12 protein-coding genes are annotated in these 15,997 nt (G+C 66.2%); 1 reads left to right on the forward strand and 11 read right to left on the reverse strand.

Annotation, left to right across the window (positions count from 1 at the left end):
- The coding region (locus ACP5M5_RS04245) for an Rne/Rng family ribonuclease (RefSeq protein WP_427935745.1) at positions 1–2,186 on the reverse strand (2,186 nt) is incomplete at its 3' end.
- A 497-nt stretch (positions 2,187–2,683) separates the two neighbouring features.
- Positions 2,684–4,855: a catalase/peroxidase HPI gene (gene katG / locus ACP5M5_RS04250; protein WP_427935746.1), complete on the reverse strand. Its 2,172-nt coding sequence runs from the start codon at positions 4,853–4,855 to the stop codon at positions 2,684–2,686.
- Positions 4,856–5,057: 202 nt separating this feature from the next.
- Here katG and ACP5M5_RS04255 point away from each other — a divergent pair, with 202 nt between their 5' ends.
- Positions 5,058–6,677, forward strand: coding sequence for an acyl-CoA dehydrogenase family protein (locus ACP5M5_RS04255; protein WP_427935747.1), 1,620 nt, complete (start codon positions 5,058–5,060; stop codon positions 6,675–6,677).
- A gap of 43 nt (positions 6,678–6,720) precedes the next feature.
- On the opposite strand, the gene gltA is transcribed toward ACP5M5_RS04255, so the two are convergent.
- The 9 genes from gltA to ACP5M5_RS04300 all read right to left on the reverse strand — a co-directional run bounded on the left by gltA (position 6,721) and on the right by ACP5M5_RS04300 (position 15,902).
- The gene (gltA, locus tag ACP5M5_RS04260) at positions 6,721–8,028 is read right to left on the reverse strand and encodes a citrate synthase (RefSeq protein ID WP_114913729.1); all 1,308 of its coding nucleotides are present in this window, start codon (positions 8,026–8,028) and stop codon (positions 6,721–6,723) included.
- Between the two features lie 129 nt (positions 8,029–8,157).
- Positions 8,158–9,594, reverse strand: a complete 1,437-nt coding sequence (locus tag ACP5M5_RS04265; protein ID WP_427935748.1) for a CHAD domain-containing protein — start codon at positions 9,592–9,594, stop codon at positions 8,158–8,160.
- Positions 9,591–10,124 carry a SixA phosphatase family protein gene (locus ACP5M5_RS04270; protein ID WP_427935749.1) on the reverse strand — a complete coding sequence of 178 codons (534 nt, stop codon included), beginning with the start codon at positions 10,122–10,124 and terminating at the stop codon, positions 9,591–9,593. The genes ACP5M5_RS04265 and ACP5M5_RS04270 overlap by 4 nt, the downstream gene beginning before the upstream one ends.
- A gap of 89 nt (positions 10,125–10,213) precedes the next feature.
- Complete coding sequence (gene ppa / locus ACP5M5_RS04275) at positions 10,214–10,756, reverse strand: inorganic diphosphatase (protein ID WP_427935750.1); 543 nt, start codon at positions 10,754–10,756, stop codon at positions 10,214–10,216.
- An 87-nt stretch (positions 10,757–10,843) separates the two neighbouring features.
- Positions 10,844–11,293 (reverse strand): DUF1178 family protein, encoded by a 450-nt coding sequence (locus tag ACP5M5_RS04280; protein ID WP_427935751.1) that lies wholly within the window; start codon positions 11,291–11,293, stop codon positions 10,844–10,846.
- A 30-nt stretch (positions 11,294–11,323) separates the two neighbouring features.
- On the reverse strand, positions 11,324–11,587 hold the full coding sequence (gene grxC / locus ACP5M5_RS04285; RefSeq protein ID WP_427935752.1) for a glutaredoxin 3: 264 nt from the start codon (positions 11,585–11,587) through the stop codon (positions 11,324–11,326).
- Between the two features lie 104 nt (positions 11,588–11,691).
- Positions 11,692–12,465 (reverse strand): ComF family protein, encoded by a 774-nt coding sequence (locus ACP5M5_RS04290; protein ID WP_427935753.1) that lies wholly within the window; start codon positions 12,463–12,465, stop codon positions 11,692–11,694.
- A complete protein-coding gene (gene alaS, locus ACP5M5_RS04295; protein ID WP_427935754.1) occupies positions 12,462–15,101 on the reverse strand; it encodes an alanine--tRNA ligase in 2,640 nt (879 codons plus the stop codon). Before alaS ends, ACP5M5_RS04290 begins: the two co-directional genes overlap by 4 nt.
- Positions 15,102–15,200: 99 nt before the next feature.
- The gene (locus ACP5M5_RS04300; RefSeq protein WP_427935755.1) at positions 15,201–15,902 is read right to left on the reverse strand and encodes a pirin family protein; all 702 of its coding nucleotides are present in this window, start codon (positions 15,900–15,902) and stop codon (positions 15,201–15,203) included.
- Positions 15,903–15,997 lie beyond the last annotated feature (95 nt).

The raw sequence follows: 15,997 nt of genomic DNA on the forward strand, positions 1-15,997 counted from the left end.
GGCTCGGGGGTAAATGGCTCGGGGGTAAATGGCTCAAACGCCATATCCGGTGGTGTTTCGCCGCTCGGCACCGCTTCCGCCTCGACGATCTCTTCCGCGTCCACCGTCAAGACCGGCATGGCGGCGGCCTCGCTGCCGGGCGCCATCTCCTCGCGCCGCTTGCTTGCGCTCCGGCGGCGGCGGCGGCGGCGGCGTTTGCTGCGCTCCTCGCCTTCGGCGAGCTTCCCCTCCGCCGCACTTTCCGCGGCCGCGCGTTCGGCATCCGGCGCGACGAGGGCGGGCTTCGCCACCGCCGGCGTCTCTACCGCCGCCGACTCGTCGGGCGTCCGTGCGAGCGGCCGCGGCGCGCTGGCTTCGCCCTCGGCCTGGGTCCGGGTTTGGGCGCGGATGCGTTCGATGCGAATCTGCTGGCCGGTCAGGCTGGCATCGATCTGAAACGCAACCCGCATCCCGAACCGGGTCTCGATCTCCGAAAGCAGGGTTCGTTTGTTGTTGAGGACATAGAGCACCACCGGCGCCGCCGCATGCACGGCGATTTCGGCGGCACGACGCTTGGCGCCTTCTTCCTCGACCGCGCGGAGGATGTGGATCGCAGCGCTTTCGGTGCTGCGGACATGGCCAAGCCCGCCGCAATGCGGGCACGTGACGAGGCTGGTTTCGGTGAGCGAGGGGCGGAGCCGCTGGCGGCTCATTTCCAGAAGGCCGAAATGGCTGATCGAGCCGACTTGGATGCGGGCGCGATCCTGTTGCAGCGCCTCTTTCAGCCGCCGCTCCACCTGGAGATTGTGGCGGCGCTGCTCCATGTCGATGAAATCGATGACGATCAGCCCGGCAAGGTCGCGCAGCCGCAATTGCCGCGCCGCCTCCTCGGCGGCTTCGAGATTGGTGCGGAGCGCGGTATCTTCGATATCGCGTTCACGCGTCGCGCGGCCGGAATTGACGTCGATCGCGACCAGCGCCTCGGTCTGGTTGATCACTAGATAGCCGCCGGAGCGGAGCGGCACGGTCGGGCTGAACACCGCCTCGAGCTGGGATTCGATCTGGTGATGCGCAAAAAGCGGCGTGCCGCCATCGTGCCACGCGATCACCTTGTTGGCATGGCTCGGCATGAGAAGGCGCATCAATTCATGCGCGCTCCGCCAACCCGCCTCGCCATCGACGATCACCTCGTCAATGTCGCGCGAATAGACGTCACGGATCGCCCGCTTGATCAGCGAGGCGTCTTCATAGATCAATGCCGGGGCGATCGACGCGAGGGTGGTTTCGCGAATATCGTCCCAAAGCCGCAAAAGATATTCGCAATCGCGCTTGATCTCCGGTTTCGGACGGTTGGCCCCGGCGGTGCGGACGATCATGCTCATCCCGTCCGGAATGCCGAGTTCGGCGATCACTTCCTTGAGGCGGCGGCGATCGGCGAGCGAAGTGATCTTGCGCGAAACTCCGCCGGCGCGCGGCGAATTCGGCATGAGCACGCAAAAGCGGCCGGCGAGCGAGATGTAGGTGGTAAGCGCCGCGCCTTTGCTGCCGCGCTCCTCCTTCACCACCTGGACCAACATGATCTGGCGGCGGTGGATGACCTCCTGGATTTTGTACTGGCGCAGAAAGCGGGGCAAAAGACGCGGCTCGCGCCCCTCCTCGCCGCTGTCGCCCTCGCCGCCACCAAAGGTCTCGGGCGCCTCGCGCTCGGGCCGATCACTCTCGGTTTGTTCGCTCTCTGTCGGGTCGTTGTCAGAGGGCGCAACAGACGCTGCCGCGCCGTCCTCGCCGGCGCCGCCAGCGCTGGCCGGATCGGCGGCAAAAGGCGCATGGTCCTCGACCGCCGGCTGCTCGCCCGGCAGCTGGTCGGGCGCAGCCATGGCGGCCGGCAACTCGTCATCGGAATCGTCGTCATCGCCGGCAGCGGCGGCCTGCATGGCGAGAAGCTTTTGGCGATCGGCGACCGGGATCTGGTAATAATCGGGATGGATTTCGCTGAACGCGAGAAACCCGTGGCGATTGCCACCATACTCGACGAAAGCGGCCTGGAGGCTGGGCTCGACCCGCACCACCTTGGCGAGATAGATATTGCCCTTGATTTGCTTGCGGGCGACGGTCTCGACGTCGAAATCCTCGATACGATTACCGTCGATCACGACCACGCGGGTTTCTTCCGCGTGGGAGGCATCGATGAGCAGGCGTTTGGTCATGGAAATGAAAACTCCGGAGCGGCGCCGGGAGCGCTGCGCAAAACAAGCTCCACCGGCGACGGGAAAAGCGGGAAAGAGACCGCGGGCGACCGCTCTCGCACCGATCAAACATAGCGCCCGCGGCCTCGGGGGAGGCGCTGCGGGCATCGGCATTGCGAGAAGAGTGAAAAATCACGGTCGGGCAAACAATCTCAAGGTTACAGGCGGCACGGCCGACACTTCGGCGAACACCGCAATAGATCAGCGCAAACCAGTGCCGGCTGCACCGGACATGCTATTCGCCAGGCATGAAACCGCCTGACCGGGCACAATCCGCACGGGCCACCGAACCCGCCAGCACCCCGCAGACGGGGCAAAACACCCCTCCGCGCTCGCCAGCGAGTTAAAAGACATCATGACGCAATCCCTGCTCGGCTGCAAGGCATCCCGTCAACCCCAACCCCGGACGCCGTGGCAGGCGTGGCGCTGAGGCCGAAAATCCCGGCGCCAGCCCCCTCTCAGGCGAGATCGAAGCGGTCGCTGTTCATCACCTTCACCCAGGCGGCGACGAAATCGGTGACGAATTTCTCCCGGCTGTCGGCCTGCGCGTAAACCTCGGCATAGGCACGGAGAATGGCGTTCGAGCCGAATGCGAGATCGACGCGGGTTGCCGTCCATTTGACCGCGCCTGACTTGCGATCGCGTATCTCGTAGAGATTTTCGCCGACCGGCACCCAGCGCGTGTTCATATCGGTGAGGTTGACGAAGAAATCCTGGCTCAAGACGCCGACCCGATCGGTGAACACGCCGTGTTTCGTGCCGCCGTGATTGGTCCCGAGCACCCGCATGCCGCCGACCAGAACCGTCATCTCGGGGCCAGTCAGGCGCATCAGCTGTGTGCGTTCGAGCATCAGTTCCTCGGGCCGCGCCGCGTAATCCTGCTTGAGCCAGTTGCGGTAGCCGTCATGAATCGGCTCCAGCACGGCGAAAGACGCGGCATCCGTCATCGCCTCGGTGGCATCGCCGCGCCCCGGCGCGAACGGCACGGTGATCTCGACCCCGGCCGCCTTGGCCGCGCGCTCGATGCCGACATTACCGCCGAGCACGATGACATCGGCAAGGCTCGCGCCAGCCTCGTCGGCGATCGGCGCCAAGACCGAGAGCACTTTGCCGAGACGCGCCGGCTCGTTCCCCACCCAATCCTTCTGCGGCGCAAGGCGGATGCGCGCGCCATTGGCGCCGCCGCGAAGATCAGAGCCGCGGAAGGTCCGCGCGCTGTCCCACGCGGTTGCGACCAGTTCGCTGAGGCCAAGCCCGCTCGCCGCGATGCGCGCCTTGACTGCGGCGATATCGTAATCGCGGCGGCCGGGCGGGATCGGATCCTGCCAGATCAGATCCTCTTTCGGCACGTCGGGGCCGAAATAGCGCGCTTTCGGCCCCATGTCGCGATGGGTGAGCTTGAACCAGGCGCGCGCGAAAACTTCCGAGAAATACGCCGGATCCTTGTAGAATCGCTCTGCAATCGGGCGATAGCTCGGGTCCATCTTCAACGCCATGTCGGCATCCGTCATGATCGGATTGCGCCGTATCGAGGGGTTGAAGGCATCGACAGGCTTGTCTTCCTCGCGGATCCCGATCGGCTCCCATTGCCAAGCACCGGCGGGGCTTTTCTTCAGTTCCCACTCGTAATTGAGAAGGAGATGGAAATAGCCATTGTCCCATCGCGTCGGGTGGGTGGTCCAGGCGCCCTCGATGCCGCTGGTGATCGCGTCCGGCCCGGCGCCGGTGCCGCTCGGATTGCGCCAGCCAAGCCCCTGCTCCTCGAGATCCGCCGCTTCAGGTGCCGGGCCGAGGCGCGTCGCATCGCCATTGCCATGCGCCTTGCCGACGGTGTGGCCGCCGGCGGTGAGCGCCACCGTCTCCTCATCGTTCATCGCCATGCGCTCGAACGTGACGCGGACATCCTGGGCGGTCCGCAGCGGATCGGGATGGCCGTCAACGCCCTCGGGATTGACGTAAATCAGCCCCATTTGCACAGCGGCGAGCGGGTTATCCAAGGAGGCGCGATCATCATTTCCATAGCGCTCGGTGCTTTGCGCGAGCCATTCCTTCTCGCCGCCCCAATAGACGTCTTTTTCCGGATGCCAGATATCCTCGCGCCCGAAGCCAAAGCCAAACGTCTTCAATCCCATCGATTCATAGGCGATGGTGCCGGCAAGGATGATGAGATCGGCCCAACTCACCGCGTTGCCGTATTTCCTCTTGAGCGGCCACAAAAGGCGACGCGCTTTGTCGAGGCTGACATTGTCGGGCCAGGAATTGAGCGGCGCGAAACGCTGATTGCCGTGCCCGGCGCCACCGCGCCCGTCGGCGATGCGATAGGTTCCCGCCGAATGCCAGGCGAGCCGGATCATCAGCCCGCCATAATGCCCCCAATCCGCCGGCCACCAATCCTGGCTGTCGGTCAAAAGCGCGTGGAGATCCCGTTTCAGCGCCGCGATATCGAGCGTCTTCAACGCCTCCCGATAGCTGAACCCTGCGCCCAGGGGATTGGTTTTGGTGTCGTGCTGATGCAGGATGTCGAGATTGAGGGCGTTCGGCCACCAATTCATCACCTGGTCGCGAAAAGCGGTGTTGCCGCCATGCATCACCGGGCATTTGCCAGCCGCTGTGGCGCGATCTCCATCCATGACATTGACCTCCCTGTCAAAAACGCCGCGCGGCCACCCCGCCGCGTTCGTCGCTGCGGCGCCAGTGTGGCAAAGGCCTTGGGTGGCACGCCAACGAAATTTCTTGGCGAGCGCCATCGACCCAAGCGATGACGCGAAAGCGTTTCCCCGCCCGCCCTGGTTTCGCTACCTTTTCGCGCGATCTTTGGGGAGAAACCATGCCATGACCGCCCTCCGGCCCGTCACCGCGCTCGACACGCACGAGGTTTTCAACCAGCCGCCGCCGCTCGAAAATAGCAATCTTTTCACCAGCGACCGCGCCTTGATGGACGCGGTGGCAAACGCCGGCGGCGCCCGCCACGCCGCACGGCTCGCCGCGCTCGGCGCGCGCGCCGGCTCGGCGGACGCCATCGCCTGGGGTATCGCCGCTGAGCGCAACCCGCCGGTCTTGGAAAATTTCGACCGCTTCGGCCAGCGCATCGATGAGGTCTCCTTCCACCCCGCTTATCACCAGTTAATGGCGCTCGGCCTCGAAAGCGGCTTCGCGAAGCTCGCCTGGGACGGGACGGAGGCGGGCCATGTCGCTCATGCCGCCATCCTCACCCTCACCGGCATGGTCGATCCCGGCACCAGTTGCCCGATGACGATGACCTACGCCGCCATCCCCAGCTTGCGCGCCGAACCCGCGATCGCCGCCTTTTGGGTGCCGCGCGTCCTCGCCGGCCGCTACGATCCCGCCTCGCGCCCGGCCGCGGAAAAAGCCGGGGTCACGATCGGCATGGCGATGACCGAGAAACAGGGCGGCTCCGATGTCCGCGCCAACACCACCCGCGCCGAAAAAATCGCAGACGGGAACTGGTATCGCCTCACCGGCCATAAATGGTTCTGCTCGGCGCCGATGTCTGATGCGTTTCTTACGCTCGCCTATGCCAAAGACGGCCTCACCTGCTTTCTCGTCCCGCGCTGGCTGCCCGATGGCACGCGCAACGCCGGATTTCGCATCATCCGCCTCAAGGACAAGCTCGGCGATCGCGCGAACGCGTCCTCGGAAATCGACTATCATGGCGCGCTCGCCGAACGTGTCGGCGCGGAGGGCCGCGGGATCGCGACCATCCTCCAAATGGTCCAGCACACGCGGCTCGATTGCGCCATCGGCTCGGCCGGGCAAATGCGCGCGGCGCTGGCGCAAGCGCTCTGGCACACCGCCCATCGCACCGCCTTTCAGCGGCGGCTGCTCGATCAGCCGGCGATGGCGGCGGTGCTCGCCGATCTCGCGATCGAAAGCGAAGCCGCAACAGCGCTCGCCTTCCGCCTCGCCGCGGCGCTCGACGCGGCGGATCCGCTCGCCCGCATTCTGCTCCCGTGCGCCAAATATTGGATCTGCAAACGCGCCCCGGGCTTCGTTGCCGAGGCGATGGAGTGCTTGGGCGGCGGCGGTTATATCGAGAGCGGGCCGATGCCGCGGCTTTTTCGCCAATCACCACTGAATGCGATCTGGGAGGGCTCGGGCAATGTCATCGCGCTCGACGTGCTGCGCGCGCTCGCCCGCGAGGCGGCAAGCGTTGCCGCACTCCGGGAGTTTCTCGAGGCGGCGCGCGGCCGCGAAAGGCTCTACGATGCCTGGATCGCCGAGATCGCGCTCGAACCGGCGGGAGAAGCGCAGGCGCGGCTGCTCGTCGAGCAGATCGCGCTCGCCGCCAGCGCCGCCGTGCTCCTCACCACGGAAAACCCGCTCGCCGAAGCCTTTTGCCGCCTGCGCCTCTCGCCACGCGGCGCCGCTTACGGCGCCTTCGATGCGGCGATCGACACATCGCTGATCCTTGCGCGGGCGATGCCGGCGTAAGGCATGACGTAAGGCGCGGGCGCCGCCGCGGGCGCCGAAAAACTCAATCGCGGTGCGAGCGCGGGACGAAATCGCGCATCGGCGCGCCGGTATAGAGCTGGCGCGGGCGGCCGATGCGCTGGGAGGGATCCTCGATCATCTCTTTCCACTGGCTGATCCAGCCCACGGTGCGCGCGACCGCGAACAGCACCGTGAACATGCTGGTCGGAAAACCCATCGCCTTGAGAATGATGCCGGAATAGAAATCGACGTTGGGATAAAGCTTTTTCGAGATGAAATACTCGTCGCTGAGGGCGATCCGTTCGAGTTCGATCGCGAGATCGAGCAGCGGGTCGTCCTTGATGCCGAGTTCACCGAGAACTTCGTGGCAGGTGCGCTGCATAATCTTGGCGCGTGGGTCATAGTTCTTATAGACGCGATGGCCAAAGCCCATCAGCCGGACATTGCTGTTCTTGTCTTTGACGCGGGCGATGAACTCGGGAATGTGGTCAACATGGCCGATTTCCTCGAGCATTTTCAAAACCGCCTCGTTGGCGCCGCCATGCGCCGGGCCCCAGAGGCTGGCGATGCCGGCGGCGATGCAAGCGAACGGATTGGCGCCGGTCGAACCGGCAAGGCGCACGGTGCTGGTCGAGGCGTTCTGCTCGTGATCGGCGTGCAGGATCAGAATTCGGTCCATCGCGCGCGAGAGGATCGGATTGACCTTGAACGGCTCGGCCGGCACCGCGTTCATCATGTAGAGAAAATTCTCGGCGAACGAGAGATCGTTGCGCGGATACATGAAGGGCTGGCCGATCGAGTATTTATAGGCCCAGGCGGCGATCGTCGGCACCTTGGCGATCAGGCGGAAGGCGCTGATGCGGCGATGCTCGGGATTATTGATGTCGAGACTGTCGTGATAAAATGCCGACAAAGCGCCAACCACCCCGCACAACACCGCCATGGGATGCGCATCACGGCGGAAGCCGTTGAAGAAGCTGCGCAACTGCTCATGCAGCATGGTATGGCGGGTGACGCCGCGCTCAAACTCGGCGAATTCGGCGTCATTGGGCAACTCGCCATTGAGGAGGAGATACGCCACCTCGAGAAAGGTCGAATGCTCGGCCAATTGCTCGATCGGATAGCCACGATAAAGCAAGACTCCCTCATCGCCGTCGATATAGGTGATCTTGCTTTCGCAAGACGCCGTGCCGCCATAGCCGGGATCGAAAGTGAAGACCCCGAGTTCGTTGTAAAGCTTGCGGATGTCCAGCACCTCCGGCCCAATCGTGCCCGCCAGCATGGGCAATTCCGCGCTCTGATTATGCCCGGGAATGGTGATGACGGCGGAGCTCTTGGTGGCGTTGCTCATGCGTGTGTCCCCTGTGGCGGCGCGCACCGCGCGTTTGTTGGCGTGTCGGCTATCGGGCCGGTGCTGCGGCGTAGATAAGAGTGAAATCGCCGGCAAAGCAACCTTCGCAGACGCAGCAAAATCGCGTGATTATTGCCAGAATGGTTTAAGCGCCTGTAAACGCTCGCGTGCCCGCTCCGCTTTGCGGAGCGCGCGCGGCACGCCGGCGGCGGCGAGACCGAGCGCCATGCCTTGCGCCACGGCCAAATCGTCAGCGCGGGCATGATCGGGCGTGAGGCCGCGCACCAGGCGCGTGGTGGTGGTGGCGTCGTTGATCGTACCCAGCCACTCTTGCAGCGCCGCGAGGCGGCGGAGAAAGCGCGCCATGCGCCGCGGCGGAAAGCAGGGCGCGAAAATCTCGCCGAGATAGCGGAGCCGCTTGGCATCCAGCCGCAAGCGATGGCGCTGGTCCGGCCCGAGCTCGGCCAGCGTCGTCACCCGGCGGAGTTTTCGCGCCCGCCGTTCGAGCCTCTCGCGAGCAAATTCGCCAAAAGAGAGCGCAATCGTGTCGCTATCCGTGGCATCGCGCCCCGCAGCGACGTCGTTGGGAGGCATGACAAGCAGCGGCAGGATCGCAAGCATGACGTCGAGCCGGCGCCCGCCCTCCCCCGCCCGCCAGGCGCCGAGCGCCGCATAGGCCTCGTGCCAGCGCCGAATCGCCAGCGGCAAAAGCTGCGACGGCGCCGGATCATCGGGAAAGGCGAGGGCAAGATCGCGCCCGATCCCTGCCATGAACACATCCCATTCCCGCGCCGGGGTGAGACTATGGCTGAAATCGCGTAGGCTTTGACGAAGTTCAACGAGCAGCGGCGCGCACAGCGGTGCGAACACGGCGATCGCGGCGCGCAGCCGGCGAAGGGCGACGCGGGTTTGATGCACCGGCTCGGGGTCGTGCGCGGCGCTGGCCGGCCCTGGCGCCCGCGCCAGGGCGGCGAGATGGGCGCGCAAATTCGCCCCGCGCGCCGCCAGAATCTGGCGGGCGGCGAGCGCAAGGGGGGTTGCCGCGTCAAGGCCGGTGATGGGATCGGGAGGGGGCGGCAAAGCAACGCCAAGGGCGCGATGGGCGGCGAGAGCGGGGAGCGGTGCGGGGAGTAGCGCGAGCGGCAGATCCTCGGCAAGCGCCCGCGCCGCCGCCGCGACCGCGAGCGCCGGCCCGGCCAGCGTCAGACAAAAAAAGCGTCCCGTCCCGCCGGCAACGAAGGCCCCGGCGGTGATCTCGAGCGCAACCCCGGGCACATTGCGACTGACATAGCGCCGCCGCCGGCCGATCATGCCGCCGAAAACGACCCCCTCGCCGCAGGATAGAGCGCCCGGCCGCAGCACCATCGCCTCTCCCGCAGCGTTGAGACCCCAAAGTTCGACGAAACGCGCCGAGGCGCGCCCGCCATGCAACCCGAGCGCCCGAAACCCCGGCGCGCGGCGCAGCCGGCGCACGGCATCGGGAGGAAGAAGGAGGTCGAGCCGCGCCGCGGTGGCGGCGTCCGGTTGCCGACGGCGCGGCTGCCGCGCGGGCTCGCCGGCGATCATCCCTCGGCCGCGGTGAGATCACGCGGCGAGAGGAAGCGGAGCAGCCGCGCCGGCCCGACGCCGAGCGCCGCCCACGGGCCGCCATACGCAAATTCGAGCAGGGTTCCGGTCGGCAACCCTGCTGCCAGCCGCGTCACGATCTCGCGCCTTTCGCCATCATCGCGATGATCGGCAAGCCGCAGCGCGCAATCATGCAAACCGGGGTTATGGCCGATCACCAGCACGCTGCGGACGGTTTCCGCAACCTCCGCCAGAATCCCTAAGATCTGCTCGGCGCTCGCGAGATAAAGTTGCGCCATCGTCTCGACCAGCGGCGTCTCTTCCCAAGGCTCAAGCGCGGCCAGCGTCTCGATCGCGCGCCGAGCGCTCGAGACCAGCACGAGATCGGGGAGCAGGCCGCGCGCGCGCATCGCCGCGCCGATCGCGCTGGCATCGCCGCGCCCGCGCGCCGTCAGCGGTCGCGCGTCATCGGGAATACCCGGGCCGGCGGCGGCCGCTTTGGCGTGGCGCAGGAACAAAAGCTGGTGCATGCGGGCGGAAAACCATGACGGACGATGTGATCCAAGTCATCTTGCCATCTTCGGCGGCGTTTGTCGCCCACCCCGCTTGCGAGAGACCGCTAGCGCCCGGCTTTGGCCTGCTGCTCGCGCGCGATCGCGGCGCGGATCAAATCCCGCGCCTCCGCGGCGTCGCCCCAGCCCGAGAGCTTTACCCACTTGCCCGGCTCGAGATCCTTATAGTGCTGAAAGAAATGCTGAATCTGCTCGAGCGTGATCTCGGGAAGGTCGGTGTAGTTTTTCACATGGGCATAGCGCTTGGTGAGGTGGGGCGATGGCACGGCGAGGATTTTTTCATCGAGGCCGGCATTGTCCTCCATGCGCAAAACGCCGATCGGGCGCACATTGATCACCGCGCCGGGAACGATCGGGCGGGTATTGGCGATCAACACATCGATCGGATCGCCATCTTCGCACAAAGTATGGGGCACGAAGCCGTAATTGCCGGGATACCGCATCGGCGTGTACAAAAACCGATCGACCACCAGCGTGCCGGCCGCCTTGTCCATTTCATATTTGATCGGCTCGCCGCCAACCCCGACCTCGATCACGACATTGACGTCATCCGGCGGGTTTTGGCCAATGGCGATGGCATCGAGACGCATGGCGACACTCCGAGAGCAGGAAAAACCGAATAGGCCGCGCTCGTTACCATGGATCCGCCTCGCGCGAAACCGTGCTGCAGCGCAAAATCAGCCGTCGGCGCGCGGTACCCAAGGAATGCGCGCGACTTCGATGCCCTCCTCGGCGAGTTGCTCGGCCTGCTCGCGGCTGGCTTCGCCATAAATCGGGCGGACAGCGCTTTCGCCAGCATGGATACGCCGCGCCTCCGCGGCAAAGTCGGCGCCGACATAGTCGCAGTGTTTCTCGATCTCGGTGCGCAGCCGTTGCAAGACCGCGCGCACCTGATCAGGGAGGTGGGGGCCCGCGACGGCTTTCGGCGGCGCCATGGCGGCAGTGGCGGGTGCGGCCGCGTCCCGCCGTGCCAGCGCCGGCGCCATCAGCGCCCGGGTGACGCCGCGATCGCCGCAGTGCGGGCAGGAAAGCAGACCCTTCGCCGCCTGCTGCTCGAAGGCGGCGCTGCTCTTGAACCATCCGTCGAAAGCGTGCTCAGACGAGCAGCGGAGCTGGTAGTGGATCATCGTGCCGGCCGCATACCGTCGTCGTCTCGATCAGGCGGCTTTGTGCAGCAACCGATCGAGCTTGCCGGCTTCGTCCAACGCATAGAGATCATCACAGCCGCCGATCGCCTGGCCGTCGATGAAAATCTGCGGCACCGTTCTCTGCCCGCCCGAGCGCCGCATCGCCTCGGCCCGCGCCGCCGAGCCGGCGGGCGCATCGATCTCCTCGAACGCGACCCCCTTCTGCGTCAAAAGCCGCACCGCGCGCGCGCAATAGGGACAGAAAGCCTGGGTATAGATCTCGATCTTCGGCATGCCGATCTCCGTGTCTCCGAAAGAAATGTTCTTTCCTGGTGACGCTGGCAAGGGGTAGGACCGGTTCGGGGGCGCAAAAGAGGCGCCGAGGTCGCGTGCCGGCATCACTGAAACCGTGGATCGGCGACACGGGCGAGCGCCAAGACATCGACGGCGAGCGCGCCGGCGGCGAGCAGGGCGCGGGCGCAGGCATTGCTGGTGGCGCCGGTGGTCAGCACGTCATCGATCAGAAGAATGCGCCGCCCAGCGATCGCCGCCGCGCGGCCGGGCCGAACCGCGATCGCGCCGGCCATGGTCTCCGCCCGCGCGCGCGCCGAGAGATCCCCCAGCATCGGCGTTGCCCGCACGCGGCGAAGCACATCGGGGAGCATTTTCCGCCCAGAAAGCCGCGCCAGCGCCCCGGCAAGCAGCGCCGCCTGGTTGTAACGCCGGACAAGCAAGCGCGTCCGATGCAGCGGCACCGGCACCAGAAGATCGGCCTCTTCGAGCAGCGCCGCGCCGGCGCGGGCCATGAAGCGGGCGAGCGGCAAAGCGAGGTCGGTGCGGTCGCCATGCTTGAACGGTAGGATCAAGCGCCGCGCCATCGCGTCATAGCGAAAGGCTGCCCGGGCGCGCGAAAAAACCGGCGATTGCTGGCGGCAATGGGCGCATAGCCCGTCACCACCGGCGAGTGCGGCATAAACGAAAGGCGCGCCGCAGCGGACACAAAACGGCGCGGTGATGAAGGTAACGCCTTGAAAGCAGGTGGCGCAGAACTGCCCTGGCGCCGCAACCGGCCGGTCACAGGCAAGACAAAGCGGCGGCAGCAGGAGATCGAGAAGGCCGCGCCCGCAGCGCTGCAGAAGCCGCCCCAGCCTCGGCGCGGCGGCGCCGCTCACGCCGCAAGACGCGTGCGGATCGCGGCCAAGGCCGCCTCCGCCCGCGACGCATCCGGCCCGCCCGCTTGGGCGAGATCGGGGCGGCCACCGCCGCCCTTGCCGCCGACCGCCTCGCTCGCCGCGCGCACGAGATCGACGGCGTTGAACCGCGCGGTCAGATCGGGCGAGACGCCAACGACGATGCTCGCCTTGCCGTCAGCGGTGGAAACCAAAGCGACGACGCCGCTGCCGAGCTGCTTTTGGATGGCATCGGCGAGGCTTTTGAGTTCGCGCGCCGCGACTTCGCCGAGATTGCGGGCGGCGAGTTTCACCCCGCCGACCTCCTCGATCGCCGCCTCCGTGCTGCCGGTCGCGAGCTTGCGCTGCAAGGAGCTGATTTCACCCTCGAGCCGCCGGCGGTCTTCGAGCAGGGCCTGAACGCGCGCCGGCACATCGGCGGGATGGGTGCGCAAAGCCGCCGCCGCCGCAGCGAGGCGGCGATCAGTCTCGGCAACCAGCGCCAGCGCACCAGCCCCGGTCGCCGCCTCGATGCGGCGAACCCCGGCGCCAACCGCGCTTTCCGCTTCGATGCGGAAAAGACCGATATCGCCAGTGCGCCCGACATGGGTGCCGCCGCAAAGCTCGATCGACCAGGCCGGCTTGTTGCCGTCTGGCGCGCCCATCATCACGACCCGCACCTCATCGCCGTATTTTTCGCCGAACAAGGCCATCGCGCCGAGTTCGACCGCCGCCGCCGGCGTCATCAGCCGGGTGGTGACGGCGCTGTTTTCGCGGATCCGGGCATTGACCTCCGCTTCCACCAAAGCGAGATCCTCGGCGCTCAGCGGACGCGGGTGGCTGATGTCGAAACGCAGCCGATCGGGCGCATTGAGGCTGCCTTTTTGCGTCACATGGCTGCCGAGCCGACGCCGCAGCGCCTCGTGCAGAAGATGGGTCGCGGAATGGGCGGCGCGGATCGCGCGGCGCCGGTCATGGTCGATCTCGGCATGGACGGCGGCGCCGACGCGGGCGGTGCCGGCCTCGATCCGGCCGAGATGGACGAAAAGATCGCCGAGCTTCTTTTGCGTGTCGGTGACGAGGATGCGCAAGCCTTCGGCGCCGGTGATTTCCCCAGTATCGCCGACCTGGCCGCCGCTTTCGCCATAAAACGGTGTCTGGTTGAGGATGACCGCGACCTCTGCCCCCGGCTTGGCCTCGGCAACCGGCGCGCCGTCCGCGACCAGAGCAAGGATGGTCGCATCGGCGGCCTCGGTCGCATAGCCGAGAAATTCGCTGGCGCCGGTCTTTTCGCGAAGTTCGAACCAAACGCGCTCGGTCGCCGCCTCCCCCGACCCCGCCCAGGCGGCGCGGGCGCGGGCGCGCTGGCTTGCCATCGCCGCCTCGAAGCCGGCGAGATCAACGCTGCGGCCCTGCTCGCGCAGCGCGTCCGCGGTGAGATCGACCGGAAACCCATACGTGTCATAAAGCCGAAAGGCGACCTCACCGGGCAGCGCCGCCCCTGCCGGCAGATCCGCGACCGCCTCGGCGAGAAGATGCAGCCCGCGCTCCAGCATCGCGGCAAACCGCGTCTCCTCCAGCGCCAGCGTCTCCTCGATCAGCACCTCGGCACGGCCAAGTTCGGGGTAAGCAAGACCCATCTGGCGTAAAAGCGCCGGCACGAGCCGGCACAGCAAGGGCCGATCGACGCCCATCTGGTGGGCGTGGCGCATGGCGCGGCGCATGATCCGGCGCAGCACATAGCCGCGTCCCTCGTTTGAGGGCAGCACGCCATCGGCGATCAGGAAAGCGGAACTCCGCAAATGGTCGGCGATGACGCGGTGGCTCACTTTATGCGGCCCGTCCGGTGCCTGGCCGGAGGCTTCGGCGCTGGCGAGGATGAGGGCGCGAAGCGTGTCGGTGTCGTAATTGTCGTGCTTACCCTGGAGGATCGCCGCAAACCGCTCGAGCCCCATGCCGGTATCGATCGAGGGACGCGGCAGCGGCCGGCGTTCGCCGGGCGGATCCTCCTCGAACTGCATGAAAACGAGGTTCCAGATCTCGATGAAGCGGTCGCCATCGGCGTCCGCGCTTCCGGGTGGGCCGCCGGGGACGCTATCGCCATGGTCATAGAAAATTTCCGAGCACGGACCGCAGGGGCCGGTATCGCCCATGCGCCAGAAATTATCGCTGGTCGGGATGCGGATGATGCGATGTTCGGGCAACCCCGCGATCTTGCGCCAGAGCATTGCCGCGTCATCATCCTCGGAATAGACGGTGACCAGGAGGCGCTCGGGCGGCAGCGCGAAATCGCGGGTGATCAGCGTCCAGGCCAGCTCGATCGCGACATCCTTGAAATAATCGCCGAAGCTGAAATTGCCCAGCATCTCGAAAAACGTGTGATGGCGGGCGGTATAGCCGACATTGTCGAGATCGTTATGCTTGCCGCCGGCGCGGACGCATTTCTGCGCCGTGGTCGCGCGGCGATAGGGGCGGGTTTCCTGACCAGTAAAAACGTTCTTGAACTGCACCATGCCGCTGTTGGTGAACAGCAGACTCGGGTCGTTGCGCGGCACGAGCGGCGAGCTTTCCACCACTTGGTGGCCGTTGCGGGCAAAAAAATCGAGAAAGGCGGCGCGAATGTCGTTGCTGCTGGGCATCGTGACCGGAAGGCCCCTGGCTCTCTGGGTTGGCTATGATCGAAGCAAAACCCATTACCGCAGGCGCCCCCGCCTGTCACCTTGGCGCGGTCACCGGCTTTACTGGCCGAGTTCGACGAGCACGATTTCCGCCCCGTCGTCAGACGCCAGGGTGATCTCGCTCTCGCCCGCGATCGCCGCGCCATCGCGCGGGCCGAGCCGCTCGCCATTGACCGTGATCGTGCCGCTGGCCGCAACGATATAGGCGCCGCCGCCTTGCGGCAGGCGGCAGCTTACGCTCTCGCCGGCCGCGAGCCTGCCGGCGAGCACCGCAGCGTCGGCATAGAGCGGCAAGGCTCCGAGCCCGTCATGCGCTGCCCGGCCGCTCGCCAGCACCTGCAAACCGCCGCCCTCGCGCGGGAATTGCCGCGTCCCCCAGCCGGGCGCAACGCCGCGCTGATTGGGCGCAACCCAAATCTGGAAAAGCCGCGTCGGCACCGCTTCGAGATTATATTCGGCATGAACGATGCCGGTGCCGGCATGCATCACCTGAACATCGCCGGCCTCGGTGCGCCCCTCGTTGCCGAGACTGTCGCGATGGGTGATCGCGCCATCGCGGACATAGGTGATGATTTCCATTTCGCGATGCGGGTGCGGGTCGAAGCCACGCGCGGGCGCGATCTCGTCGTCATTCCACACCCTGAGCGGGCCGAACCCCATCCGCTGCGGGTCGTGATACTCGCCGAAACTGAAATGATGGCGGGCATTCAGCCACTCATTGCGAAACCGACCGAGGCCGGCAAACGGGCGAAGATCGATCATGGTGCCGCTCCTGCTATTTTTCTTCGATATCGAAGGATAGGGAGCGAGTCAACTCTCGCCAAGGATTTGGCACGGTGGGATCACCCGTAAGCGCC

This window comes from Acidibrevibacterium sp., from assembly GCF_049965395.1.
Classification (GTDB): domain Bacteria; phylum Pseudomonadota; class Alphaproteobacteria; order Acetobacterales; family Acetobacteraceae; genus Acidibrevibacterium; species Acidibrevibacterium fodinaquatile.

What these genes read in the sequence shown, in the direction of transcription:
- katG (WP_427935746.1), bottom strand. Translation starts at nt 4,855, where the DNA reads ATGGATGGAGATCGCGCCACAGCGGCTGGCAAATGCCCGGTGATGCAT.
- alaS (WP_427935754.1), bottom strand. Translation starts at nt 15,101, where the DNA reads ATGCCCAGCAGCAACGACATTCGCGCCGCCTTTCTCGATTTTTTTGCC.
- ACP5M5_RS04255 (WP_427935747.1), top strand. Translation starts at nt 5,058, where the DNA reads ATGACCGCCCTCCGGCCCGTCACCGCGCTCGACACGCACGAGGTTTTC.
- ACP5M5_RS04265 (WP_427935748.1), bottom strand. Translation starts at nt 9,594, where the DNA reads ATGATCGCCGGCGAGCCCGCGCGGCAGCCGCGCCGTCGGCAACCGGAC.
- gltA (WP_114913729.1), bottom strand. Translation starts at nt 8,028, where the DNA reads ATGAGCAACGCCACCAAGAGCTCCGCCGTCATCACCATTCCCGGGCAT.
- ACP5M5_RS04270 (WP_427935749.1), bottom strand. Translation starts at nt 10,124, where the DNA reads ATGCACCAGCTTTTGTTCCTGCGCCACGCCAAAGCGGCCGCCGCCGGC.
- grxC (WP_427935752.1), bottom strand. Translation starts at nt 11,587, where the DNA reads ATGCCGAAGATCGAGATCTATACCCAGGCTTTCTGTCCCTATTGCGCG.
- ppa (WP_427935750.1), bottom strand. Translation starts at nt 10,756, where the DNA reads ATGCGTCTCGATGCCATCGCCATTGGCCAAAACCCGCCGGATGACGTC.
- ACP5M5_RS04280 (WP_427935751.1), bottom strand. Translation starts at nt 11,293, where the DNA reads ATGATCCACTACCAGCTCCGCTGCTCGTCTGAGCACGCTTTCGACGGA.
- ACP5M5_RS04300 (WP_427935755.1), bottom strand. Translation starts at nt 15,902, where the DNA reads ATGATCGATCTTCGCCCGTTTGCCGGCCTCGGTCGGTTTCGCAATGAG.